Consider the following 22,124-nt stretch of genomic DNA (forward strand, 5'->3'; position numbering starts at 1 on the left):
GCTACCGCTGGGGGTACCCCCAGGTGCGGTGCATCGCAAGGCGGAGAGTCGTCCTTGTGGTCGGCGTAGTCGGGCTACTCGGACGATTCGACAACGCAGCGTGGGGGCACCCCCGGCCGAAGGCTGGGGGAGTGCCGTGCCTGGGGGCACCTCCCAGCGAAGCTGGGGGAGCGTCGCGGGATGGGGGCACCTCCCAGCGGTAGCTGGGGGAGGGACTTTCGAAACAGGCCCTAGCCGAGCGCGGACTTCACCGCGTCGGCGAGCCGGCCGGCGACCGAGCGGGCGTGGTCGATGTCGGAGGCCTCGACCATGACGCGCACCAGCGGCTCGGTGCCCGAGGAGCGCAGCAGGACGCGCCCGGTGGTGCCGAGCTCGGCCTCGGCCTCGGCGACGGCGGCGGTGAGCTCGGGCGAGGAGTGCACGCGGTGCTTGTCGACGTCGCGGACGTTGATCAGCACCTGCGGCAGCCGCTCCATGACCTGCGCCAGTTCGGCCAGCGTGCGGCCGGTGGAGCTGATCCGGGCGGCCAGCATGAGGCCGGTCAGGGTGCCGTCGCCGGTGGTGGCGTGGTCGAGGATGATCACGTGCCCGGACTGCTCGCCGCCGAGCGCGTAGCCGTGCTCCTTCATGGACTCCAGCACGTAGCGGTCGCCCACGGCGGTCTGGATCAGGTCGATCCCCTCGCGCTCCATGGCGAGCTTGAAGCCCAGGTTGGACATGACGGTGCCGACGACGGTGTTCTTGCGCAGCCGGTCCGCCTCGCGCAGGGCGAGCGCCAGGACGGCCAGGATCTGGTCGCCGTCGACCTCGTTGCCGAGGTGGTCCACGGCCAGGCAGCGGTCGGCGTCGCCGTCGTGGGCGATGCCGAGGTCCGCGTGGTGCTCGATGACGGCGGCCTTGAGCAGTTCCATGTGGGTGGAGCCGCAGCCGTCGTTGATGTTGAGGCCGTCCGGCTGGGCGCCGATGGTGATCACTTCGGCGCCGGCCCGGGCGAAGGCCTCGGGCGAGACGCGGGCGGCCGCGCCGTGCGCCTCGTCCAGGACGATCGTCAGTCCGTCGAGGCGGTTGGGCAGCACGGCGATCAGGTGGGCGACGTACTGGTCGAAGCCCTCGTCGTAGTCCCGGACCCGGCCGACGCCGGCGCCCGTCGGGCGGTCCCAGGGGGCGCCGGTGCGGTGCTCCTCGTAGACGGACTCGATGCGGTCCTCCAGCTCGTCGGCGAGCTTGTGGCCGCCCCGGGCGAAGAACTTCACGCCGTTGTCGGGCATCGGGTTGTGGCTCGCGGAGAGCATCACGCCGAGGTCCGCGCCGAGCGCCCCGGTGAGATACGCCACAGCCGGGGTCGGCAGCACGCCCACCCGCAGGACGTCCACGCCGGCGCTGGCGAGTCCCGCCACCACGGCCGCTTCCAGGAACTCTCCGGACGCCCGGGGATCACGCCCCACCACGGCCACCGGCCTGTGGCCCTCGAACGTGCCCGCCTCGGCCAGCACGTGCGCTGCCGCGACCGACAGCCCGAGCGCCAGCTCGGCCGTCAGGTCGGCGTTCGCGACGCCGCGCACACCGTCCGTACCGAAGAGTCGTCCCACAGTATTTCCTCCGAGATGTTGCCGTGCCTCGCCCCGTGTTCAGCGGGCGTTCATCCGGTTATACGCCACTATCCCCCGAAACACGTACGCCCCGGAGACGCAGAAAGTGTCTCCGGGGCGTACGCGCAGTGCAGCACGCGGGTTGATCAGCGCTTGCTGTACTGAGGCGCCTTGCGGGCCTTCTTCAGACCGGCCTTCTTCCGCTCGATCTCGCGAGCGTCGCGGGTCAGGAAGCCGGCCTTCTTGAGCGGGCCGCGGTTGTTGTCCACGTCCGCCTCGTTCAGCGCACGGGCCACGCCCAGGCGCAGCGCACCGGCCTGGCCGGAGATGCCGCCGCCGTTGATGCGGGCGATGACGTCGTAACGGCCGTCGAGCTCAAGGATCTTGAACGGCTCGTTGACTTCCTGCTGGTGCACCTTGTTGGGGAAGTACTCCTCAAGGGTGCGACCGTTGATGGTCCACTTGCCGGAGCCCGGGATGATCCGGACGCGGGCGACGGACTCCTTGCGGCGGCCCGTGCCGGCGGCCGGCTGGGGCTCGCCGAAGCGGGATGCGAGGGACTCGGAGGTGTACTCCTCCGGGATCTCGATGGTCTCCACGATCTCGCCGTCCTCGACGAGAGGGGTCTCAGCGGTGGTCTCGGCCACGATTCTCCTCAGATGCTTTCTGTGTTGACGGTGGCCGGGACTAGCCCTGCGCGACCTGGCTGATCTCGAACGGAACCGGCTGCTGAGCGCCGTGCGGGTGCTCGGCACCCGCGTAGACCTTCAGCTTCGAGAGCATCTGGCGGCCCAGGCTGTTCTTGGGCAGCATGCCCCGGACGGCCTTCTCGATGGCCTTCTCCGGGTTCTTGTCGAGCAGCTCGTCGTAACGAACGGAGCGCAGACCGCCGGGGAAGCCGGAGTGGCGGTAGGCGAGCTTCTGCTGCTTCTTGTTGCCGGACAGGTGCACCTTGTCGGCGTTGATGATGATGACGAAGTCACCAGTGTCAACGTGAGGCGCGTACACCGGCTTGTGCTTGCCCCGGAGGAGGGACGCGGTGTGGGCCGCCAGTCGGCCCAGGACGACGTCCTGCGCGTCAATGACGTGCCACTGGCGCTGGACATCGCCGGGCTTGGGGCTGAACGTACGCACGGTCGTAGCCTTCGCTTCTTCAGTGAGTGGGTACTGACAAGGCCACCCGGACGATCACGACAGCCCTGTCGTCCTGCGGCGACGCAACCGCTGGACGAACGCTGGTCATCGGCCCGGTGGACCGGCGTAGCGGCCTCTCACGTGAGAACGAGCAAGCCAATACGCATAACGAACCTGCAGAATACCCGCGCCGCCCTGTTCGGGTCAAAACGCGCCGCCGACGCCGTGTGCGGGCCCCTCCGCACACGGCGTACGCGCCGGTCACCCGGCCGTTCCGGCGGCTAGCGCTCCCGTGCCACGCGTGTCTCGTCCCACACCGGCTCCGGCACCTCCCGGACGACCCCGTCCGACCCGAAGACCAGGAAGCGGTCGAAGCTGCGCGCGAACCAGCGGTCGTGCGTCACCGCGAGCACGGTCCCGTCGAACGCCTCCAGGCCCTCCTGGAGGGCCTCGGCCGACTCCAGGTCCAGGTTGTCCGTCGGCTCGTCCAGCAGCAGCGCCGTGGTGCCCGACAGCTCCAGCAGCAGGATCTGGAAGCGGGCCTGCTGCCCGCCGGACAGCTGGTCGAAGCGCTGGTCGCCCTGGCGGTCCAGCTCGTACCGGCGCAGGGCGGACATCGCCTTGCCCCGGTCGCGGGCGTGCTCCGTCCACAGGATGTCGACGAGCGTGCGCCCGAGCAGCTCCGGGTGCGCGTGGGTCTGCGCGAAGTGCCCCGGCACGACCCGCGCGCCCAGCTTCCACTGCCCCGTGTGCCGGACCCCGGCGTCCCCCGCCAGCAGCCGCAGGAAGTGCGACTTGCCGGAGCCGTTCGAGCCCAGCACCGCGACCCGCTCGCCGTAGAAGACCTCCAGGTCGAACGGCTTCATCAGCCCGGTCAGCTCCAGGCGCTCGCAGGTGACGGCGCGCACGCCGGTGCGCCCGCCGGACAGCCGCATGCGGATGTCCTGCTCGCGCGGCGGCTCCTGCGGCGGGCCCGCGTCCTCGAACCTCTTCAGCCGGGTCTGCGCGGCCCGGTAGCGGGACGCCATGTCGGGGCTGATCGCCGCCTGCTGACGCAATGTCAGCACCAGCTTCTTCAGCTTGGCGTGCTCCTCCTCCCAGCGCCGCCGCAGCTCCTCGAAGCGGGCGAAGCGCTCGCGGCGCGCCTCGTGGTACGTGGCGAAGCCGCTGCCGTGCACCCACACGTCCGACCCCGCCGGACCCGGCTCGACGGAGACGATCTTCTCGGCGGAGCGGGCCAGCAGCTCGCGGTCGTGGGAGACGAAGAGCACCGTCTTGCGGGTCTGCCGCAGCTGCTCCTCCAGCCAGCGCTTGCCGGGAACGTCCAGGTAGTTGTCCGGCTCGTCGAGCAGCAGCACTTCGTCGGTGCCGCGCAGCAGCGCCTCCAGGACGAGGCGTTTCTGCTCGCCGCCCGACAGCGTCCGCACCTCGCGCCACTGCGCGCGCTCGTACGGGACGCCGAGGGCGGCCATGGTGCACATGTCCCAGACCGTCTCGGCCTCGTAGCCGCGCGCCTCGGCCCAGTCGCTCAGCGCCTGCGCGTACGCGAGCTGAGCGGCCTCGTCGTCCTGCGCCATGATCTCCAGCTCGGCGGCGTCGACCGCCGCGGCCGCCTCGCGGATGCGCGGCGCGGAGACCGACACCAGCAGGTCGCGCACGGTGCGGTCGTCCCGTACCGAGCCGACGAACTGCGGCATCACGCCGAGTCCGCCGCCGACGGTGACCGTGCCGCCGTGCGGCTTCAAGTCCCCCGAGATCAGGCGCAGCAGCGTGGTCTTGCCCGCGCCGTTCGCCCCCACGAGGGCCACCGCGGCGCCCTCGCCCACCCGGAACGAGACATCGCCGAGCAGCACCCGCCCGTCCGGCAGGTAGTACTCCAGATGTGCAACGTCGACATGTCCCATGTCCTGGATTCTCGTTGCGCGGCCGCCCGCCGCCAAACGGGTTTTCTCCTCTATAGAATCCGCGCCATGACTGAAGGGCCGCAGCAGCCGTACCACCCGGACCGGGGACGGACCGCGCCACCGGGGCAGCACAGCGCGTCCCGGACACCCGCGGGAGAGCGCCCGGCCCTGCGCGGCGACCTCGCCGGCGGCCCCGGCCTCCCGGCCCCGCGGCCCGACTGGGCGGCGCTGGCGGAGCGGGCGGAGTACCGCGCCCGGCGCCGCAGGCTCGCCCTCACGGGCGGCGGCGTCCTCGCCGTCGCCGCCGTCACGGGGATCGTCGCCACCGCCGTGGCCGGCTCGTCCGCCCCCTCCCGGGTGGCGCTGCCGCCGCGGCCCTCGTCCTCCGGGGTCTCCGCGCCGCCGCTCGACCCGCTGGCCTACATCTCCGACCGGGGAAAGGACACCGCCCCGCTGACGGTGGCGGGTCTGTTCCCCGGCAGGCACCTCGTGCGGGACGGCCGCACGTACACCAGGGCAGGCGCCCAGGAGGGCGACTGCTCCTCCGCGGCCTCGGCCGAACTCGCCGCCGTGCTGCGCAGGAACGGCTGCGGCAAGCTCCTGCGCGTCACCTACGCTGACGGCAGGGCCGCCGTCACCGTCGGTGTGGCCGTCTTCGGCGACCCGTCCGCGGCCGGCCGGACCAAGTCGCAGGCCAAGGGGTACGTCAAGCCGCTGGCCGGCGGCGGTGCGGGCACCTTCTGCCGGGCCACCTCGTGCCGTACGACCACCAACGCCACGGGCCGCTACGCGTACTTCACCATCGCCGGCCTGAAGAACAACGCACGCGTCACCGCCTCCGACACCGTTGCCAGGCAGGCGGGCACGGACGGCTCCGACCACGCCTTCCACCGGATCGTCCAGCGCGGAAGGTCCCAGGCCGCCGCCGCGGCGACCTCCGCCACGGCCTCCCCGGACAACTGACCCGCCCCTCCCCCGCGACCCGGACCGGAACGGCATGCCCTCCTTGCGAACGCTGCTGACCCTCCCGCGCATGCTCCGCCACGGCACCGCCGTCGGCGCGGGGCTGCCGCCGGACGAGGCCGTCGTGCTCGACGTGCCCGGCGCCCCGCTGCGCGCCGCGCTCGCCGCGGCGGGCACCGGCGACCACGCCCCGGCCCGGGACCTGCTGTCGGCGACCCGGCTGGGCTGCGAGTGGGAGCGGCGGGACGTGTACGTGGCGGAGATGGCGCAGTTCGCGCTGCACAACCCCGGCTGGCTCGACGCCTGGCTGGCGGCCTCCCCCGCCGACCCGGACGCGACCCTGGTCAAGGCCGACCTGTCCATCCTCCAGGCCTGGGAGATACGCAGCGGCGCCCGCGCCCAGGACGTCGAACCCGAGCAGTTCAAGGCCTTCTTCGCCCTGCTCAAGGACGCCGTCCCGGTGATCGGCAGCGCCGCCGAGCTCAACCCCTCCGACCCCGTGCCGTGGCGCATCGCGCTCACCCACGCCCGCGGCATCCAGGCCTCCCGCGAGATCTTCGACGCCTACTGGTCCGAGGCCGTCGAACGCTCCCCCCACCACTACGGCTGCCACGCCACCGCCATGCAGTACCTGTGCGCGAAGTGGTACGGCTCCCACGAGGAGATGTTCGACTTCGCCGAGCAGGCCGCCGAGGAGGCGCTGCCCGGCTCATTGATCAACTCCCTGCCGCTGCTGGCCGCCGTCGAGTACGACATCGTCGCCGGCGGTGCCCCCGACGACGGCGAGGACGTCATCGACCCGGCCCGGATCGCCGCCGCCGTCGACCGCGCCCTGGAACTGTCCACCTGGTACGAGCCCGGCGACCCGGAGGCCGCGGGCTTCCGCAACCACCTCGCCCTCATGCTGCTGCGGACGAGCCGCTGGGACGAGGCACTGGCCGTCTTCCGGGACATCGGCGTCCACGCCACCAGCCTCCCCTGGGCGTACCTGGGCGCCGACCCGCTCCAGGAGTTCCTGGACTTCCGCACCGGCGTGCGCATGCAGGTCGCCATCCGGACCCGCTTCTTCCACGCCCCGCCGCGGCCGCCGGCCCCGGCCAGTCCGCCGGAGTGGGCGCCGCGCGCCCTCGCGGTGGCCGCGGCGCCGCTGCCCGCCGTCGCCCAGGCCGCGCTGCTCTGCCGCACGGGGCTGCGGCTGGCGCCCGCCGGGGGGCGCTTCACGTACGTGGAACTGACCGGCGAGGGCAGCCTCGCGGGTGTGGTCGATCTCTTCACGGCGGGCGAGAAATGGCCGGCCGTCGTGCTCCAGCGGTCCGGCGACCGCTACGGGATCACGCTCTCCTCCCGCGGCAGGAGACTGGCCGCCCACGAATGGGCGCCCGGCGCGCCCGTCCCCTCCCTCGACAGGGCCGGCTCCACCGCCGCGGCCCTCGCGGCCGCCTTCGGCATACCCGACCCGCGGCCCCTGACGTCCCTGCTGCGCGGCACGGACGCCCCCGCACGGCGCCTCGCGGACACCGCCGCGGCCCTGGGCCTGCCGGCCCTCCCCGAGGGCTTCGGGGACCATCCGGGCGTCCTCGACGGGCTGCCCGGCGCGCGAATACTGGCCCAGCGGGGCTTCCTGACCGGCGTCAAGGACTCGCTCACCACGGACGAGAGCGCCCTGGCGTTCCCCGCGCCCGGCACCCCCGTCCGGCTGCCCCATGGCTGGTGGCTGCTGCGCGCGCTCTACCTGTTGTTCCTGCTGCCGGGGGCCGCGTTCAGCTGGTACAGCGCCTTCCACGGGCATGTGCGGACGGTTCCGCTCGTGGTGACGTCGCTGGGCGCGGCGTACGTGCTGGCGCAAGTGGGGGTGGCGCTGCGCCGCCGGTAGGCCGGAGACGGCTGTGCGCGGTCGGCCTGCGTGCGTCCGGCGCGGGTCCGCCGGGGCTGATCGCGCAGTTCCCGGCACCCCTGGGCCGGCCTGCGTCCATTCGGCGCGGGTCCGCTTGGGCTGGGCGCGCAGTTCCCCGCGCCCCTGAGGAACACGTTCAGGCACCACGCCTGGCCCCCGGCACGGTTACCCGTGGGCTGAGCTGCGTGGGCCCGTAGCGGGTCCGCTCGGGCTGGGCGCGCAGTTCCCCGCGCCCCTGGGGAGCACGCTCAGGCGCCACGCCTCGCCGCCGGCAGGGTTACCCGTGGGCTGAGCTGCGTGAGCCCGTAGCGGGTCCGCTCGGGCTGATCGCGCAGTTCCCCGCGCCCCTGGGGGGGCACGCTCACGCGTTGTTCGCGCAGGGGAGGGTGCGGAGGTTGCGGGCTTCGAGGTTGCGGGCGGCGAGGAGGTCGTCCGCGGGGTAGCCGACCTCCTCCAGGGTGAGGCCGTGCGGCCGTACGACGTTGACGGCCGAGTGCCGGACGCGGCCGGCCAGGACCTCGCCGGGGAAGCCCTCGGGGCGGTGTCCGTCGCCGACCAGCAGCATGGCCCCGACCAGGGCGCGCACCATGTTGTGGCAGAACGCGTCCGCGCGGACGGTCGCCACCGCCAGCCCCGAGGCGTCCCGCTCCCAGTGCAGTTCCAGCAGGGTGCGGATGGTCGTCGCGCCCTCGCGCTTCTTGCAGTAGGCCGCGAAGTCGTGCTCCCCCAGCAGCCTCTCGGCGGCCGCGTTCATGAGGTCGACGTCCACCGGCCGGTCGTGCCACAGCACGTGGCCCCGCAGCAGCGGGTCGACCCCGCCCTGGTGGTCGCCGACCCGGTAGGCGTAGCGGCGCCAGATCGCGGAGAAGCGCGCGTTGAAGCCGGCGGGGGCCCGCGAGACCTTCCACACCCGTACGTCCCAGGGCAGCCGTCCGGCCAGCCGGCGCAGCAGCTTGTCGCCCTCCGCCGTCCAGGCCTCCTCCGGCAGGTCCACGTGCGCGACCTGTCCGCGGGCGTGCACGCCCGCGTCCGTGCGTCCGGCCACGGTCAGTTCGACCGGGCCGGGCAGCCGCAGCACGGTCCGGAGGGCCGACTCCAGCTCGCCCTGCACGGTCCGCCGGCTGCGCTGCTTCGCCCACCCGGAGAACTCGGCGCCGTCGTACGCCAGGTCCAGCCGCACCCGGACAAAGCCGGGAGCCACCTCGTCACTCACCCGTCACTCCACCTGTCCTCAAACGGAACGGGCCCGCCCCCAGATTCCTGGGTGCGGGCCCGTCCGAGTACGCCTTACGCGTCCTTGGACTCCTCGGCCGGAGCCTCGGCAGCCTCGGCCTTGTCCTCGACCTCGGCCGGAGCCTCGGTCTTGGTCTCGGCCTCCTTGACCGCGCGCTTGGTCGCGGCCTCCGCCTCGCCCGTGGCCTGCTGGGCCACGGTCAGCGCCTCCACCAGCTCGATGACCGCCATCGGCGCGTTGTCGCCGCGACGGTTGCCGATCTTGGTGATGCGGGTGTAACCACCCGGGCGGTTCTCGTACCGCGGGGCGATCTCGGTGAAGAGCGTGTGGACGATGCTCTTGTCCGTGATCGTCTGCAGCACCAGGCGACGGTTGTGGATGTCGCCCTTCTTCGCCTTGGTGATCAGGCGCTCCGCGACCGGACGCAGACGGCGCGCCTTGGCCTCGGTGGTGGTGATGCGACCGTGCTCGAACAGCGACTTCGCGAGGTTCGCGAGAAGCAGACGCTCGTGCGCGGCGCTGCCGCCCAGACGGGCACCCTTGGCGGGCTTCGGCATGGTGTTTCTCCTCAATCTCTGCACCGGCCGTGTCAGGTACCGGTGTCAGGGCCCCCCAAGCGGGCGCCTGGGGGCAGTCAGATCAGTACTGCTCGGTCTCGACGAAGCCGGCGTCGACGTCGTCGTCCGCGCCGAAGGCGTCGGCGGCGGCGGTCGGGTCGAATCCGGGCGGGCTGTCCTTGAGGGCCAGGCCCATGCCGGCCAGCTTCGCCTTGACCTCGTCGATCGACTTCGCACCGAAGTTGCGGATGTCGAGCAGGTCGGCCTCGGAGCGCGCCACGAGCTCACCCACGGAGTGGATGCCCTCGCGCTTGAGGCAGTTGTAGGAACGGACGGTGAGCTCGAGCTCCTCGATCGGGAGCGCGAGGTCGGCCGCCAGGGCGGCGTCCGTCGGGGACGGGCCCATGTCGATGCCCTCGGCGTCGACGTTCAGCTCGCGGGCGAGGCCGAACAGCTCGACGAGGGTCTTGCCCGCCGACGCCACGGCGTCGCGGGGACGCATGGCCGGCTTGGTCTCGACGTCGACGATCAGCTTGTCGAAGTCGGTGCGCTGCTCGACACGGGTCGCCTCGACCTTGTAGCTGACCTTGAGCACCGGGCTGTAGATGGAGTCGACCGGGATGCGGCCGATCTCCTGGCCCTGCTGCTTGTTCTGCACGGCGGAGACGTAGCCGCGACCGCGCTCGACGGTCAGCTCCATCTCCAGCTTGCCCTTGCCGTTCAGCGTGGCCAGGACGAGGTCGGGGTTGTGCACCTCGACACCGGCCGGGGGCGCGATGTCGGCGGCGGTGACCACACCGGGGCCCTGCTTGCGCAGGTACATCACGACCGGCTCGTCGTGCTCCGAGGAGACGACCAGCTGCTTGATGTTGAGGATGAGGTCGGTGACGTCCTCCTTGACGCCCGGCACGGTGGTGAACTCGTGCAGGACACCGTCGATCCGGATCGAGGTGACGGCGGCACCCGGGATCGAGGAGAGGAGCGTGCGGCGGAGCGAGTTGCCGAGGGTGTAGCCGAAGCCCGGCTCCAGCGGCTCGATCACGAACCGGGAGCGGAATTCGTCGACTACCTCTTCGGTCAACGAGGGGCGCTGAGCGATCAGCATGGATGAAGCCTTCCAGTCATCGGCACCCGCTATTTGATGCCGAGCCGCCGGGCGTGTGCCCGATATCGATACTGCAAGGGTACGGGCGGTGCGGCGCGTGAAGCGCTGCACCGCCCGGAACCCTCGTGATCAGCCGGCGCCAGGCGCCGGCACACCACTGGTCAGACGCGCCGGCGCTTCGGCGGGCGGCATCCGTTGTGCGGGGTGGGCGTGACGTCCTGGATCGAGCCGACCTCCAGGCCGGTGGCCTGGAGCGAGCGGATCGCGGTCTCACGGCCGGAGCCCGGGCCCTTGACGAACACATCGACCTTGCGCATGCCGTGCTCCTGCGCACGACGCGCGGCCGACTCGGCGGCCATCTGCGCGGCGAACGGGGTCGACTTGCGCGAGCCCTTGAAGCCGACGTGGCCGGCGGAGGCCCAGGAGATCACGTTGCCGGACGGGTCCGTGATCGAGACGATGGTGTTGTTGAACGTGCTCTTGATGTGCGCGTGGCCGTGAGCGACGTTCTTCTTTTCCTTGCGGCGCACCTTCTTGGCAGCGCCCTGACGACCCTTGGGGGGCATCTACTAACTCCTACGGGAGGTGGTCGGTCCTACAGCGAAGACCGCTGACGAGCGTCCGCTGAGGACTACTTCTTGCCCGGCTTCTTCTTGCCGGCGATGGCGCGACGCGGGCCCTTGCGGGTGCGGGCGTTGGTGTGGGTGCGCTGGCCGTGGACCGGCAGGCCGCGACGGTGGCGCAGGCCCTGGTAGCAGCCGATCTCGACCTTGCGACGGATGTCCGCCTGGATCTCGCGACGGAGGTCACCCTCGGTCTTGATGTTGGCGTCCACGTACTCGCGGATCTTGACCAGGTCCTCTTCGTCCAGGTCGCGAACGCGGGTGTTCGGGTTCACGCCCGTGGCGGCGAGGGTCTCCTGGGCCAGGGTGCGGCCGATGCCGAAGACGTAGGTGAGGGCAACCTCCACGCGCTTTTCGCGCGGGATGTCAACACCTGAAACGCGTGCCATTCAATGGCTCCTGTTGGTGTTCGGGGGTCTTCCGCAGCCCCACTCCTGACCGCCGTACGAGGTACGGATCAGGTCCCCGGCCCCCGGCCGGAGGTGTCGTCAGCCGCGAGGGGCTCGACGGGCGCTGCGTATGTACGAGTTGCTTGCGTCGCGCGAAGAACTGCGAAGTGCAGGTCGGTGTGCGTCAGCCCTGGCGCTGCTTGTGGCGCAGGTTGTCGCAGATGACCATGACCCGACCGTGACGGCGGATCACCTTGCACTTGTCGCAGATCTTCTTGACGCTCGGCTTGACCTTCATGGGATGTCAGGTTCTCCGGGTCGTGAGATCTACTTGTAGCGGTAGACGATCCGTCCGCGCGTGAGGTCGTAGGGAGACAGCTCCACAACGACTCGGTCATCCGGGAGGATACGGATGTAGTGCATCCGCATCTTGCCGCTGATGTGCGCGAGGACCTTGTGACCGTTCTGCAGCTCCACCTTGAACATAGCGTTCGGCAGAGATTCGATCACAGTGCCTTCGATCTCAATGGCGCCTTGCTTCTTGGCCATGTCCTGCTTTCGGGATCGGCTACCTTGGTCGGCTTTTGGCATGCCTGAAGACATACGTGAGCCGACGTGTCAGTCTACGCCAGGCATCCGCGAAAGACGAATCCGGGGTGTATGCCCCCGATTGAAGATCATTAAGCAAGCGGGTCGGGTGCCGCCGTGACCCCGTGCTCCGCCAGCTTGGCCTTGCCGCCGTCCTCGGCGGTCAGGACCAGCGGGCCCTGCTCGGTCAGGGCGACCGAGTGCTCCCAGTGCGAGGCCCAGGTGCCGTCGGTGGTGACCACCGTCCACTGGTCCTCGAGCACCCGGGTGTGCGGGGTGCCCAGGCTGACCATCGGCTCGATGGCCAGGCACATGCCCGGCACCAGCTTCGGCCCGCGGCCCCGGCCGCGCTCGACGTAGTTCAGCACGTGCGGCTCCATGTGCATGGCAGAGCCGATGCCGTGGCCGCCGTATCCCTCGACGATCCCGTACTTGCCCTTGGAGGGGAGCGGCTGCCGGCGGATGTAGGACTCCACTCCGCGGCTGATGTCCTGCAGCCGGTTGTTCTTCTTCACCTGCGCGATGCCGGACCACATCGAGCCCTCGGTGGTCGCGCTGAGCTGCAGCAGTTCCGGAGCGACCGCACCGACCGGGACGGTGATCGCGGCGTCGCCGTGCCAGCCGTCGACGATCGCGCCGCAGTCGATGGAGATCAGATCGCCCTCCTGCAGCACCCGCCCGCCGGGGATGCCGTGCACGACCTCGTCGTTCACCGACGCGCAGATGACCCCGGGGAACCACAGACCGCCGTGGTCCGCCTTGAAGTTGGAGGTGGCACCGTGGTCGGCGATCACCTTGGCCGCGATCTCGTCCAGATCGCCGGTGCTCACCCCGGGCGCGACCGCGTCGCGGCACGCCTTGAGCGCCGCCGCGACGACCAGCCCCGCGGCGCGCATCTTCGCGATCTGCTCGGGGGTCTTGATCTCCACCATCGGCTCTGGCCTTCCTCAGTGCAGCGGTTAGCTCAACGTTACGGCCGCGGCGTCCTCCCGGACACCGCGGCCGTAACGGACTTCTACGGGTTCAGGCGGCGCTGTCGCCCGTGGTCTTCTTGACGCCCAGGGCTTCCATCGCCCGCTGGGTGACCTCGGAGACCTTGCCCAGGGCCGAGATCGTGCGGACCAGGCCCTGCTGCTTGTAGTAGTCGATGATCGGCTCGGTCTTGCTGTGGTACTCCTCGAGCCGGACCCTGACCTTCTCCTCGGTGTCGTCCGAGCGCTGGTAGAGCTCGCCACCGCACTGGTCGCAGACACCTTCGACGGCCGGAGGGCTGTACACCACGTGGAAGACGTGGCCGCCGTCCTTGCGGCACAGCCGGCGACCGGCGATCCGCTTGACGACCTCTTCCTCGGGCACTTCGAGGTCCAGGACGGCGTCCAGCGCTATCCCGTTCTCGGCGAGGATCTTGTCGAGCGCCTGGGCCTGGCCGACGTTCCGCGGGAAGCCGTCGAGGAGGAAGCCGTTCGTGGCGTCCGCCTGCAGCATGCGGTCCTTGGCCATGCCGATGGTGATCTCGTCGGGGACCAGCCGGCCGGCGTCCGTGTACTCCCGGGCCTTGAGGCCCAGCTCGGTGCCCTGGCTGATGTTCGCCCGGAAGAGGTCGCCCGTGGAGATGTGCGGGATCGACAGGTTCCTGGCAAGGTACGCGGCCTGCGTACCCTTGCCGGCCCCGGGGGGCCCGACGAGGACAATGCGCATCAGCGGAGGAACCCTTCGTAGTTACGCTGCTGAAGCTGGCTCTCGATCTGCTTCACGGTTTCCAGGCCGACACCCACGATGATCAGGATGCTCGTCCCGCCGAACGGGAAGTTCTGGTTCGCGTTGAACAGCACCAGCGCCACAGTGGGCACCAGGGCGATCAGACCCAGGTACATCGCGCCCGGCCACGTGATGCGGTTGAGCACGTAGCTGAGGTACTCCGCGGTGGGTCGACCAGCCCGGATGCCCGGGATGAACCCACCATACTTCTTCATGTTGTCCGCGACTTCCTCGGGGTTGAACGAGATGGCCACGTAGAAGAAGGCGAAGAAGACGATCAGCAGGAAGTACGTGACGATGTAGACCGGGTGATCGCCCTTGACCAGGTTGTCCCTGACCCAGTTTGCCCACGTTGAGGTGGATCCGCTGAACTGGACGACCAGTGACGGGATGTACAGGAGCGATGACGCGAAGATGACGGGAATCACACCCGCCTGGTTCACCTTCAGCGGGATGTAGGTGGACGTACCGCCGTAGGAACGCCGGCCGATCATGCGCTTGGCGTACTGCACGGGGACCCGGCGCTGCGCCTGCTCCACGAAGACCACCAGGGCCACCATCGCCAGGCCGACGAGGATGACCGCGCCGAACTCGACCCAGCCGTCCGCGATCTTGCCGGACTTCTTGATCGCCCAGAGGGCGCCGGGGAAGCCGGCCGCGATGGACAGGAACATCAGGATCGACATGCCGTTGCCGATACCGCGATCGGTGATCAGCTCGCCCAGCCACATGATGAACGCGGTGCCCGCGGTCATCGTGATGACCATCGTGACCGTCGTGAAGATCGACTGGTTCGGGACGATGCTGAAGCGCTCGGTGCATCCCTGGAACAGGCTGCCGGAGCGAGCGGTCGCCACCAGGCCGGTGCCCTGCAGGACCGCGAGGGCCACCGTCAGATAACGGGTGTACTGCGTGATCTTGGTCTGGCCGGCCTGACCCTCCTTCTTGAGGGCCTCGAGCCGGGGGATGACCACGGTCAGCAGCTGCAGGATGATGCTCGCCGTGATGTACGGCATGATCCCGAGCGCGAAGATGGTCAGCTGAAGGAGCGCGCCGCCGCTGAAGAGGTTCACCAGGCCGAAGAGACCCTGGCTACCCTGCACCTCCTTGATGCACTGGTTCACGACCTGGTAGTCGATCCCCGGGATCGGGATGTGCGCACCCAGCCGGAACAGCACCATGATGCCCAGCGTGAACAGCAGCTTCTTGCGCAGGTCGGGCGTCCTGAACGCCCGGGCGAACGCGGTGAGCACGGTGCCTCCTGCGCCCCCCGCTTCTTGGGCGGGAGGTAACGGTTGAACAGCAACGAATACGAGTGTGGTCCCAGACCCGCGTCAGCACACAGGCTTCACGAGACTAGCAGCGTCTGCCACCTTACCGGCGCAGGACCATCGCTTGGAATGAACAACCGGGGATGCTCCGCACAATGTGCGGAACATCCCCGGTCGGGTGTTGCATCAATCTCAGACGAGCTCGGTGACCGAGCCGCCCGCAGCGGTGATCTTCTCCTTGGCGGAGCCGGAGACCGCGTCAACGGAAACCTGCAGCGCCACGGAGATCTCGCCGGTGCCGAGCACCTTGACGAGCTGGTTCTTGCGCACCGCGCCCTTGGCGACCAGATCGGCCACCGTGACCTCGCCACCCTCGGGGTAGAGCGCGGCCAGCTTGTCCAGGTTCACGACCTGGAACTCGGTGCGGAAGGGGTTCTTGAAGCCCTTCAGCTTCGGGAGACGCATGTGGAGGGGCATCTGCCCACCCTCGAAGCGCTCCGGAACCTGGTAGCGGGCCTTCGTGCCCTTCGTACCACGACCGGCCGTCTTGCCCTTGGACGCCTCACCACGACCCACGCGGGTCTTGGCGGTCTTGGCGCCGGGGGCCGGACGGAGGTTGTGGATCTTCAGCGGGTTCGACGTGTTGTCGGTTCCCATGTCAGTCAACCTCCTCGACCGTGACGAGGTGGCGGACAGTGTGGACCATGCCGCGGATCTCCGGGCGGTCCTCCTTGACCACAACGTCGTTCAGCCGCTTCAGGCCGAGCGACCGCAGGGTGTCACGGTGGTTCTGCTTGCTGCCGATGTAGGACTTGACCTGCGTGACCTTGAGGCGAGCCATTACGCACCCACCCCAGCACGCGCCCGGAGCAGGGCCGCGGGAGCAACGTCCTCGAGGGGCAGGCCACGACGGGCGGCGATCTCCTCGGGGCGCTGGAGCCCCTGGAGCGCCTCCACCGTGGCGTGCACGATGTTGATCGCGTTGTCGGAGCCGAGCGACTTCGACAGGACGTCGTGGATGCCGGCGCACTCCAGAACGGCGCGCACCGGACCACCGGCGATCACACCCGTACCGGGGGAAGCAGGCTTGAGCAGGACGACGCCCGCGGCCTTCTCGCCCTGGATGGGGTGGGGGATGGTGCCCTGGATACGGGGGACCTTGAAGAAGTGCTTCTTGGCCTCCTCAACACCCTTGGCGATGGCGGCCGGCACCTCCTTGGCCTTGCCGTAACCGACACCCACGGTGCCGTCACCGTCGCCCACCACGACCAGCGCGGTGAAGCTGAAGCGACGACCACCCTTCACAACCTTGGCGACGCGGTTGATCGCGACAACGCGCTCAACGTACGCGGTCTTCTCGGCAGCAGCTGCGCCGCCGTCACGGCCCTTCCGGTCCCGCCGCTCGCCGCCACCGGCACCGCCACCGCGGCGCTGGGGTCCAGCCATTGGATTACCTCTCTCTGTTTCCGCTAGCTACGGAACCGGCTCAGAAACCGAGCCCGGCTTCGCGGGCGGCGTCGGCAAGGGCGGCAATGCGCCCGGCGTACCGGTTGCCACCACGGTCGAACACGACGGTCTCGACACCGGCCGCCTTGGCGCGCTCGGCGACCAGCTGGCCGACCTTCTTCGCCTGCTCGGTCTTGTCGCCCTCGACACCACGGATCGAGGTGTCCAGGTGCGACGCCGAGGCCACCGTGTGGCCCTTGAGGTCGTCGATGACCTGCGCCGTGATACCGCGGTTGGACCGGGTCACGACCAGGCGCGGACGCGCCTCGGTGCCCGAGACACGCTTGCGGACCCGGATGTGGCGGCGCTTCTTGGCCGCGCCCTTGTAAGCATCGCCCTTGGCGATCTTCACACCGTATGCCATGGCTTACTTACCAGCCTTTCCGACCTTGCGGCGGATGACTTCGCCCTCGTACTTGACGCCCTTGGCCTTGTACGGGTCGGGCTTCCGCAGCTTGCGGATGTTCGCGGCGACCTCGCCGACCTTCTGCTTGTCGATGCCCTCGACCGAGAACCGGGTCGGGTTCTCGACCTTGAAGGAGATGCCCTCGGGGGCCTCGACGAGGATCGGGTGGCTGTAGCCCAGGGCGAACTCCAGGTTGGAGCCCTTCGCCTGGACGCGGTAGCCGACACCGCTGATCTCGAGCTTCTTCACGTAGCCCGCGGTCACGCCGGTGATCATGTTCGCCACCAGCGTGCGGGACAGGCCGTGCAGGGCCTTGTTCTGACGCTCGTCGTTCGGGCGCGACACCACGAGAGTGCCGTCCTCGCCCTTGGCGATGTCGATCGGCGCGGCAACGGTGTGGGTCAGGGAACCCTTGGGGCCCTTCACCGAGACCGTCCGGCCATCGATGGTGACGTCCACGCCGGCGGGAACCGGGATGGGCAGCCGTCCAATTCGCGACATGGCTTTACCTCCGTTTCCCGACTACCAGACGTAGGCGAGGACTTCCCCACCCACGCCCTTCTTGTTCGCCTGCTTGTCGGTGAGGAGCCCGTGGGAGGTGGAGATGATCGCCACGCCCAGGCCGCCGAGCACCTTCGGCAGGTTGGTGGACTTTGCGTAGACCCGCAGACCGGGCTTGCTGATGCGCTTGATGCCGGCGATCGAGCGCTCGCGGTTCGGACCGAACTTCAGCTCGAGAACGAGGTTCTTGCCGACCTCGGCGTCCTCGACCTTCCAGCCGGTGATGTAACCCTCCTGCTGGAGGATTTCCGCGATGTGCGACTTGATCTTGCTGAACGGCATGGTGACGTCATCGTGGTACGCGGAGTTCGCGTTCCGCAGACGTGTCAGCATGTCTGCGATCGGGTCAGTCATGGTCATGTGATGGCCTTAGGCCTCTCTCGCCGGGGTTTCCTATATGCGCCATCCCTCTCCCCCATCAGACTGGGGACGGGTGCGGCGCGGGGACCTACGGCGTAGTAAGACGGTCATGGGCGGCGAGCGCCCAACCCTTCTACCTTACGGTATGCGGGGCTGGGCTCCCGCCGTCCTTGATGCTCACCGAGAGTCCGGCACAACCCAGAAGGGTTGTTACCAGGAGCTCTTGGTCACGCCCGGCAGCTCGCCGCGGTGCGCCATCTCACGAAGGCACACACGGCACAGGCCGAACTTGCGGTACACGGAGTGCGGACGGCCGCAGCGCTGGCAGCGCGTGTAGCCACGCACGCCGAACTTGGGCTTGCGGGCGGCCTTCGCGATAAGAGCCTTCTTCGCCACGGCTCACGCCTCCTTGAACGGGAAGCCGAGGTGACGAAGGAGCGCACGGCCCTCAGCGTCGTTGGTCGCCGTGGTCACCACGGTGATGTCCATACCCCGGGTGCGGTCGATCTTGTCCTGGTCGATCTCGTGGAACATGACCTGCTCCGTGAGACCGAAGGTGTAGTTGCCACGGCCGTCGAACTGCTTCGGCGACAGGCCGCGGAAGTCGCGGATGCGCGGGAGCGCGAGCGACAGCAGCCGGTCCAGGAACTCCCACATGCGGTCACCGCGGAGGGTGACGTGGGCGCCGATCGGCTGACCCTCACGCAGCTTGAACTGCGCGATGGACTTGCGGGCCTTGGTGACGGCCGGCTTCTGGCCGGTGATCGTGGTGAGGTCGCGGATCGCGCCCTCGATCAGCTTGGAGTCGCGGGCGGCGTCGCCCACACCCATGTTGACCACGATCTTGGTGAGACCGGGGATCTGCATGACGTTCTCGTACTGGAACTCGTCACGCATCTTGCCCGCGATCTCCTCGCGGTAGCGCGCCTTCAGACGCGGCTTCACGTGCGTCGTGTCGGTGGTAGTCATCAGATGTCCTCACCGGTCCGCTTCGCAACGCGGATCTTGTTGCCCTCGTCGTCGAAGCGGTAGCCGACGCGAGTCACGACCTTGTTGCCGTCCTTCTCCACGACCAGCTGGACGTTGGAGACGTGGACGGGGGCCTCGGTCGTGATGATGCCGCCGGTCTTCGAACCGCGGTCCGTCTGGCCGGCCTTCGTGTGCTTCTTGACCCGGTTGACACCCTCGACCAGGACACGGTCCTCAGTGGGGTAGGCCGCGATGACCTTGCCCTGCTTGCCCTTGTCCTTGCCGGTGATGACCTGGACCAGGTCGCCCTTCTTGATCTTCATCGGTTACAGCACCTCCGGCGCGAGCGAGATGATCTTCATGAACTTCTTCTCGCGCAGCTCCCGGCCCACCGGGCCGAAGATGCGGGTGCCGCGGGGGTCACCGTCGTTCTTGAGGATGACGGCCGCGTTCTCGTCGAAGCGGATGTACGAGCCGTCGGCACGGCGGCGCTCCTTGACGGTGCGCACGACGACCGCCTTGACGACGTCGCCCTTCTTCACGTTGCCACCGGGGATCGCGTCCTTGACGGTGGCGACGATGACATCACCGATTCCCGCGTAGCGGCGACCTGAGCCGCCGAGCACACGGATGCAAAGGATTTCCTTCGCACCAGTGTTGTCGGCGATGCGGAGTCGCGACTCCTGCTGGATCACGTCTATCTCCTGATCGTCTGCCGGTTCCCGCAGGATCCTTGCGGATCACTCTGCGAGCCTGGCGGAACCGTCCTGCGGGATGTTCCCCGCAGGAATTGCTGACCGGCTCCGGACCGGCCGCGTGCGAACACGCGGCCGATCCGGCTGCCGGCGGGTGTTACTTGGCCTTCTCGAGGATCTCGACGACGCGCCAGCGCTTGCTCGCGGACAGCGGCCGGGTCTCCATGAGGAGGACACGGTCGCCGACGCCCGCGGCGTTCTGCTCGTCGTGCGCCTTGAGCTTGTTGGTGCGGCGGATGACCTTGCCGTAGAGGGCGTGCTTGACACGGTCCTCGACGGCGACCACGACGGTCTTGTCCATCTTGTCGCTCACCACGAGGCCCTCACGGGTCTTGCGGTCGCCGCGCTGCTCGCTGCTCTCAGTCACATTCTTCTCGCTCATCAGGCGTTCTCCACCGTCTCGATGCCGAGCTCACGCTCACGCATGAGGGTGTAGATCCGGGCGATGTCCTTGCGGACGATCTTCAGCCGGGAGTTGTTCTCGAGCTGTCCGGTGGCCGCCTGGAAGCGGAGGTTGAACAGCTCCTCCTTGGCCTCACGCAGCTTGCCGACGAGTTCCTCGTCGCCCAGCTGACGCAGCTCGGTCGCCTTGGTACCGGCCGCCATCACAGCTCACCTGCCTCGCGCCGGACGATCCGGCACTTCATCGGAAGCTTGTGGGCAGCTCGGGTGAGCGCCTCACGCGCAACCTTCTCGTTCGGGAAGGACAGCTCGAACATCACCCGACCGGGCTTGACGTTCGCGATCCACCACTCAGGGGAGCCCTTACCGGAACCCATGCGGGTTTCGGCCGGCTTCTTCGTGAGGGGACGGTCCGGGTAGATGTTGATCCAGACCTTGCCGCCACGGCGGATGTGACGGGTGATGGCGATACGAGCGGACTCGATCTGCCGGTTCGTCACGTAGGCCGGGGTCAGTGCCTGGATGCCGTACTCACCGAACGCCAGCTCGGTGCCACCCTTGGCCATGCCATCGCGGTTGGGGTGGTGCTGCTTACGGTGCTTGACCCGACGGGGGATCAGCATGGGGGTCAGGCCTCCGTTCCAGTGGTCTCCGCGGCCGGAGCCTCAGAGGTGGTCGCCTCGGCCTTGGGGGCCTGGGCGTCACCCTGAGGACGACGGCCGCGGCCGCCGCGCTCGCCGCCGCGACGCTGCGGGCGGTCGCTGCCGCCACCGCCGCCGGCGCCGCCACGGGCCGGGCGGTTGCCGGCACGGGCAGCGGCGTTGTCCGCGCGGACCTCGGCGATGTTCTTGACATTGCCCTTGTAGATCCAGACCTTCACGCCGATGCGGCCGAAGGTCGTCTTGGCCTCGAAGAAGCCGTAGTCGACGTTGGCGCGCAGCGTGTGCAGCGGAACGCGACCCTCGCGGTAGAACTCCGAGCGGGACATCTCGGCGCCGCCGAGACGGCCACCGCACTGGATCTTGATGCCCTTGGCGCCGGCCTTCATCGTGCTCTGCATGCTCTTGCGCATGGCACGACGGAAGGAGACGCGGGAGGACAGCTGCTCGGCGACGGCCTGGGCCACCAGCTGAGCGTCCGTCTCCGGGTTCTTGACCTCGAGGATGTTCAGCTGGACCTGCTTGCCGGTCAGCTTCTCCAGGTCGCCGCGGATGCGGTCGGCCTCCGCGCCGCGACGGCCGATGACGATGCCCGGCCGGGCGGTGTGGATGTCGACGCGGACGCGGTCACGGGTGCGCTCGATCTCGACCTTCGAGATGCCCGCCCGCTCCATGCCCTGCGTCATCATCTTGCGGATGGCGACGTCTTCCTTGACGTAGTCCTTGTACAGCTTGTCGGCGTACCACCGGGACTTGAAGTCCGTGGTGATGCCGAGACGGAACCCGTACGGGTTAACCTTCTGGCCCATTACCGGGTTCCTTCCTTGCTGCTGACGACCACGGTGATGTGGCTGGTCCGCTTACGGATCCGGTAGGCACGACCCTGCGCACGCGGACGGAACCGCTTCAGGGTCGGGCCCTCGTCCACGAACGCCTCGCTGATGTACAGCGACTCGGCATCGGTGTGGTCGTAGTTGTGCGCGGCGTTGGCAATGGCGCTGTCGAGCACCTTGCCCACCGGCACGCTCGCGGCCTGCGGGGCGAAACGCAGGACCGCCTGAGCCTCCGTGGCACTCATGCCACGGATGAGGTCCACCACGCGGCGGGCCTTCATGGGCGTGACGCGGATGTACCGCGCCTGGGCCCTGGCTTCCATGGTTGTCCCTTCGGTGTCTGTCTTTGTCGTCACTGTTCCGCTCCGCAGGTCAGCGACGACGCGACTTGCGGTCGTCCTTCTCGTGGCCGCGGAAGGTGCGGGTCGGCGCGAACTCGCCGAGCTTGTGGCCGACCATCGACTCGGTGACAAACACCGGGACGTGCTTACGGCCGTCGTGCACCGCGATCGTGTGGCCCAGCATCGCCGGGATGATCATCGAGCGGCGGGACCAGGTCTTGATGACGTTGTGGGTACCGGCCTCGTTCTGAACGTCCACCTTCTTGATCAGGTGGTCGTCGACGAAGGGCCCCTTCTTGAGACTGCGCGGCATCTAAACCCGC

General features: G+C 69.1%; 32 protein-coding genes. 2 read left to right on the plus strand and 30 right to left on the minus strand.

The window, feature by feature from the left end:
* Positions 1–230 precede the first annotated feature (230 nt).
* From glmM to ABZ883_RS06480, 4 genes are all read right to left on the minus strand, one after another.
* The gene (glmM, locus tag ABZ883_RS06465; RefSeq protein ID WP_360902444.1) at positions 231–1,589 is read right to left on the minus strand and encodes a phosphoglucosamine mutase; all 1,359 of its coding nucleotides are present in this window, start codon (positions 1,587–1,589) and stop codon (positions 231–233) included.
* Positions 1,590–1,735: 146 nt separating this feature from the next.
* Positions 1,736–2,236 (minus strand): 30S ribosomal protein S9, encoded by a 501-nt coding sequence (gene rpsI, locus ABZ883_RS06470; RefSeq protein ID WP_360902447.1) that lies wholly within the window; start codon positions 2,234–2,236, stop codon positions 1,736–1,738.
* Between the two features lie 40 nt (positions 2,237–2,276).
* Positions 2,277–2,723, minus strand: coding sequence for a 50S ribosomal protein L13 (gene rplM, locus ABZ883_RS06475; RefSeq protein WP_360902450.1), 447 nt, complete (start codon positions 2,721–2,723; stop codon positions 2,277–2,279).
* Positions 2,724–3,004: 281 nt separating this feature from the next.
* A complete protein-coding gene (locus ABZ883_RS06480) occupies positions 3,005–4,627 on the minus strand; it encodes an ATP-binding cassette domain-containing protein (protein WP_360902452.1) in 1,623 nt (540 codons plus the stop codon).
* Positions 4,628–4,693: 66 nt separating this feature from the next.
* Between ABZ883_RS06480 and ABZ883_RS06485 the strand changes: the two genes are divergently transcribed.
* Both ABZ883_RS06485 and ABZ883_RS06490 read left to right on the plus strand, forming a co-directional pair.
* On the plus strand, positions 4,694–5,590 hold the full coding sequence (locus ABZ883_RS06485; protein WP_360902459.1) for a hypothetical protein: 897 nt from the start codon (positions 4,694–4,696) through the stop codon (positions 5,588–5,590).
* A gap of 34 nt (positions 5,591–5,624) precedes the next feature.
* Positions 5,625–7,463: a hypothetical protein gene (locus tag ABZ883_RS06490; protein ID WP_360902462.1), complete on the plus strand. Its 1,839-nt coding sequence runs from the start codon at positions 5,625–5,627 to the stop codon at positions 7,461–7,463.
* A gap of 382 nt (positions 7,464–7,845) precedes the next feature.
* Here the strand turns inward: ABZ883_RS06490 and truA are convergent, their stop codons facing one another.
* The 26 genes from truA to rpsS form a co-directional block, all read right to left on the minus strand.
* Entirely contained in the window at positions 7,846–8,697 is an 852-nt protein-coding gene (gene truA / locus ABZ883_RS06495) for a tRNA pseudouridine(38-40) synthase TruA (protein WP_360902465.1), read from the minus strand.
* Between the two features lie 74 nt (positions 8,698–8,771).
* Complete coding sequence (gene rplQ, locus ABZ883_RS06500) at positions 8,772–9,275, minus strand: 50S ribosomal protein L17 (protein WP_319658500.1); 504 nt, start codon at positions 9,273–9,275, stop codon at positions 8,772–8,774.
* 82 nt (positions 9,276–9,357) lie between these two features.
* The gene (locus tag ABZ883_RS06505; RefSeq protein ID WP_319658499.1) at positions 9,358–10,380 is read right to left on the minus strand and encodes a DNA-directed RNA polymerase subunit alpha; all 1,023 of its coding nucleotides are present in this window, start codon (positions 10,378–10,380) and stop codon (positions 9,358–9,360) included.
* Between the two features lie 161 nt (positions 10,381–10,541).
* Positions 10,542–10,946 carry a 30S ribosomal protein S11 gene (gene rpsK / locus ABZ883_RS06510; RefSeq protein WP_003956432.1) on the minus strand — a complete coding sequence of 135 codons (405 nt, stop codon included), beginning with the start codon at positions 10,944–10,946 and terminating at the stop codon, positions 10,542–10,544.
* 65 nt (positions 10,947–11,011) lie between these two features.
* A complete protein-coding gene (gene rpsM / locus ABZ883_RS06515; RefSeq protein WP_089226450.1) occupies positions 11,012–11,392 on the minus strand; it encodes a 30S ribosomal protein S13 in 381 nt (126 codons plus the stop codon).
* A gap of 184 nt (positions 11,393–11,576) precedes the next feature.
* On the minus strand, positions 11,577–11,690 hold the full coding sequence (gene rpmJ / locus ABZ883_RS06520; protein WP_003956441.1) for a 50S ribosomal protein L36: 114 nt from the start codon (positions 11,688–11,690) through the stop codon (positions 11,577–11,579).
* 29 nt (positions 11,691–11,719) lie between these two features.
* A complete protein-coding gene (gene infA, locus ABZ883_RS06525) occupies positions 11,720–11,941 on the minus strand; it encodes a translation initiation factor IF-1 (protein WP_003956442.1) in 222 nt (73 codons plus the stop codon).
* A 131-nt stretch (positions 11,942–12,072) separates the two neighbouring features.
* On the minus strand, positions 12,073–12,912 hold the full coding sequence (gene map / locus ABZ883_RS06530; protein ID WP_360902470.1) for a type I methionyl aminopeptidase: 840 nt from the start codon (positions 12,910–12,912) through the stop codon (positions 12,073–12,075).
* Positions 12,913–13,003: 91 nt separating this feature from the next.
* Positions 13,004–13,678, minus strand: a complete 675-nt coding sequence (locus ABZ883_RS06535) for an adenylate kinase (protein WP_360902473.1) — start codon at positions 13,676–13,678, stop codon at positions 13,004–13,006.
* Positions 13,678–14,991, minus strand: coding sequence for a preprotein translocase subunit SecY (gene secY / locus ABZ883_RS06540; RefSeq protein ID WP_360902476.1), 1,314 nt, complete (start codon positions 14,989–14,991; stop codon positions 13,678–13,680). Before secY ends, ABZ883_RS06535 begins: the two co-directional genes overlap by 1 nt.
* Before the next feature lie 210 nt (positions 14,992–15,201).
* Positions 15,202–15,666 carry a 50S ribosomal protein L15 gene (gene rplO / locus ABZ883_RS06545; RefSeq protein WP_360902479.1) on the minus strand — a complete coding sequence of 155 codons (465 nt, stop codon included), beginning with the start codon at positions 15,664–15,666 and terminating at the stop codon, positions 15,202–15,204.
* Between the two features lies 1 nt (position 15,667).
* Positions 15,668–15,850, minus strand: coding sequence for a 50S ribosomal protein L30 (rpmD, locus tag ABZ883_RS06550; protein ID WP_018558884.1), 183 nt, complete (start codon positions 15,848–15,850; stop codon positions 15,668–15,670).
* A complete protein-coding gene (gene rpsE, locus ABZ883_RS06555; protein WP_360902482.1) occupies positions 15,850–16,455 on the minus strand; it encodes a 30S ribosomal protein S5 in 606 nt (201 codons plus the stop codon). Before rpsE ends, rpmD begins: the two co-directional genes overlap by 1 nt.
* Positions 16,456–16,495: 40 nt before the next feature.
* Positions 16,496–16,879 (minus strand): 50S ribosomal protein L18, encoded by a 384-nt coding sequence (rplR, locus tag ABZ883_RS06560; protein ID WP_360902485.1) that lies wholly within the window; start codon positions 16,877–16,879, stop codon positions 16,496–16,498.
* Positions 16,880–16,882: 3 nt separating this feature from the next.
* A complete protein-coding gene (rplF, locus tag ABZ883_RS06565) occupies positions 16,883–17,422 on the minus strand; it encodes a 50S ribosomal protein L6 (RefSeq protein ID WP_360902488.1) in 540 nt (179 codons plus the stop codon).
* Positions 17,423–17,443: 21 nt separating this feature from the next.
* Positions 17,444–17,842: a 30S ribosomal protein S8 gene (gene rpsH, locus ABZ883_RS06570; protein WP_319658491.1), complete on the minus strand. Its 399-nt coding sequence runs from the start codon at positions 17,840–17,842 to the stop codon at positions 17,444–17,446.
* A 210-nt stretch (positions 17,843–18,052) separates the two neighbouring features.
* Positions 18,053–18,238: a type Z 30S ribosomal protein S14 gene (locus ABZ883_RS06575; protein ID WP_003948630.1), complete on the minus strand. Its 186-nt coding sequence runs from the start codon at positions 18,236–18,238 to the stop codon at positions 18,053–18,055.
* A gap of 3 nt (positions 18,239–18,241) precedes the next feature.
* The gene (gene rplE, locus ABZ883_RS06580; protein ID WP_360902492.1) at positions 18,242–18,811 is read right to left on the minus strand and encodes a 50S ribosomal protein L5; all 570 of its coding nucleotides are present in this window, start codon (positions 18,809–18,811) and stop codon (positions 18,242–18,244) included.
* Positions 18,811–19,134, minus strand: coding sequence for a 50S ribosomal protein L24 (gene rplX / locus ABZ883_RS06585; protein ID WP_360902495.1), 324 nt, complete (start codon positions 19,132–19,134; stop codon positions 18,811–18,813). The genes rplE and rplX overlap by 1 nt, the downstream gene beginning before the upstream one ends.
* Before the next feature lie 3 nt (positions 19,135–19,137).
* Positions 19,138–19,506: a 50S ribosomal protein L14 gene (rplN, locus tag ABZ883_RS06590; protein ID WP_360902498.1), complete on the minus strand. Its 369-nt coding sequence runs from the start codon at positions 19,504–19,506 to the stop codon at positions 19,138–19,140.
* 157 nt (positions 19,507–19,663) lie between these two features.
* Positions 19,664–19,948, minus strand: a complete 285-nt coding sequence (gene rpsQ, locus ABZ883_RS06595; protein WP_018558878.1) for a 30S ribosomal protein S17 — start codon at positions 19,946–19,948, stop codon at positions 19,664–19,666.
* Complete coding sequence (gene rpmC / locus ABZ883_RS06600) at positions 19,948–20,172, minus strand: 50S ribosomal protein L29 (protein ID WP_319658486.1); 225 nt, start codon at positions 20,170–20,172, stop codon at positions 19,948–19,950. The genes rpsQ and rpmC overlap by 1 nt, the downstream gene beginning before the upstream one ends.
* Positions 20,172–20,591, minus strand: coding sequence for a 50S ribosomal protein L16 (gene rplP, locus ABZ883_RS06605; protein ID WP_360902502.1), 420 nt, complete (start codon positions 20,589–20,591; stop codon positions 20,172–20,174). Before rplP ends, rpmC begins: the two co-directional genes overlap by 1 nt.
* A gap of 5 nt (positions 20,592–20,596) precedes the next feature.
* Complete coding sequence (gene rpsC, locus ABZ883_RS06610; protein ID WP_360902505.1) at positions 20,597–21,436, minus strand: 30S ribosomal protein S3; 840 nt, start codon at positions 21,434–21,436, stop codon at positions 20,597–20,599.
* Complete coding sequence (gene rplV, locus ABZ883_RS06615; RefSeq protein WP_319139012.1) at positions 21,436–21,783, minus strand: 50S ribosomal protein L22; 348 nt, start codon at positions 21,781–21,783, stop codon at positions 21,436–21,438. The genes rpsC and rplV overlap by 1 nt, the downstream gene beginning before the upstream one ends.
* A 49-nt stretch (positions 21,784–21,832) precedes the next feature.
* Complete coding sequence (gene rpsS / locus ABZ883_RS06620; RefSeq protein WP_018558873.1) at positions 21,833–22,114, minus strand: 30S ribosomal protein S19; 282 nt, start codon at positions 22,112–22,114, stop codon at positions 21,833–21,835.
* Between the last annotated feature and the right edge of the window lie 10 nt (positions 22,115–22,124).

The sequence above is a fragment of the Streptomyces sp. NPDC046977 genome (assembly GCF_040644455.1).
In the GTDB taxonomy this organism is placed as follows: domain Bacteria; phylum Actinomycetota; class Actinomycetes; order Streptomycetales; family Streptomycetaceae; genus Actinacidiphila.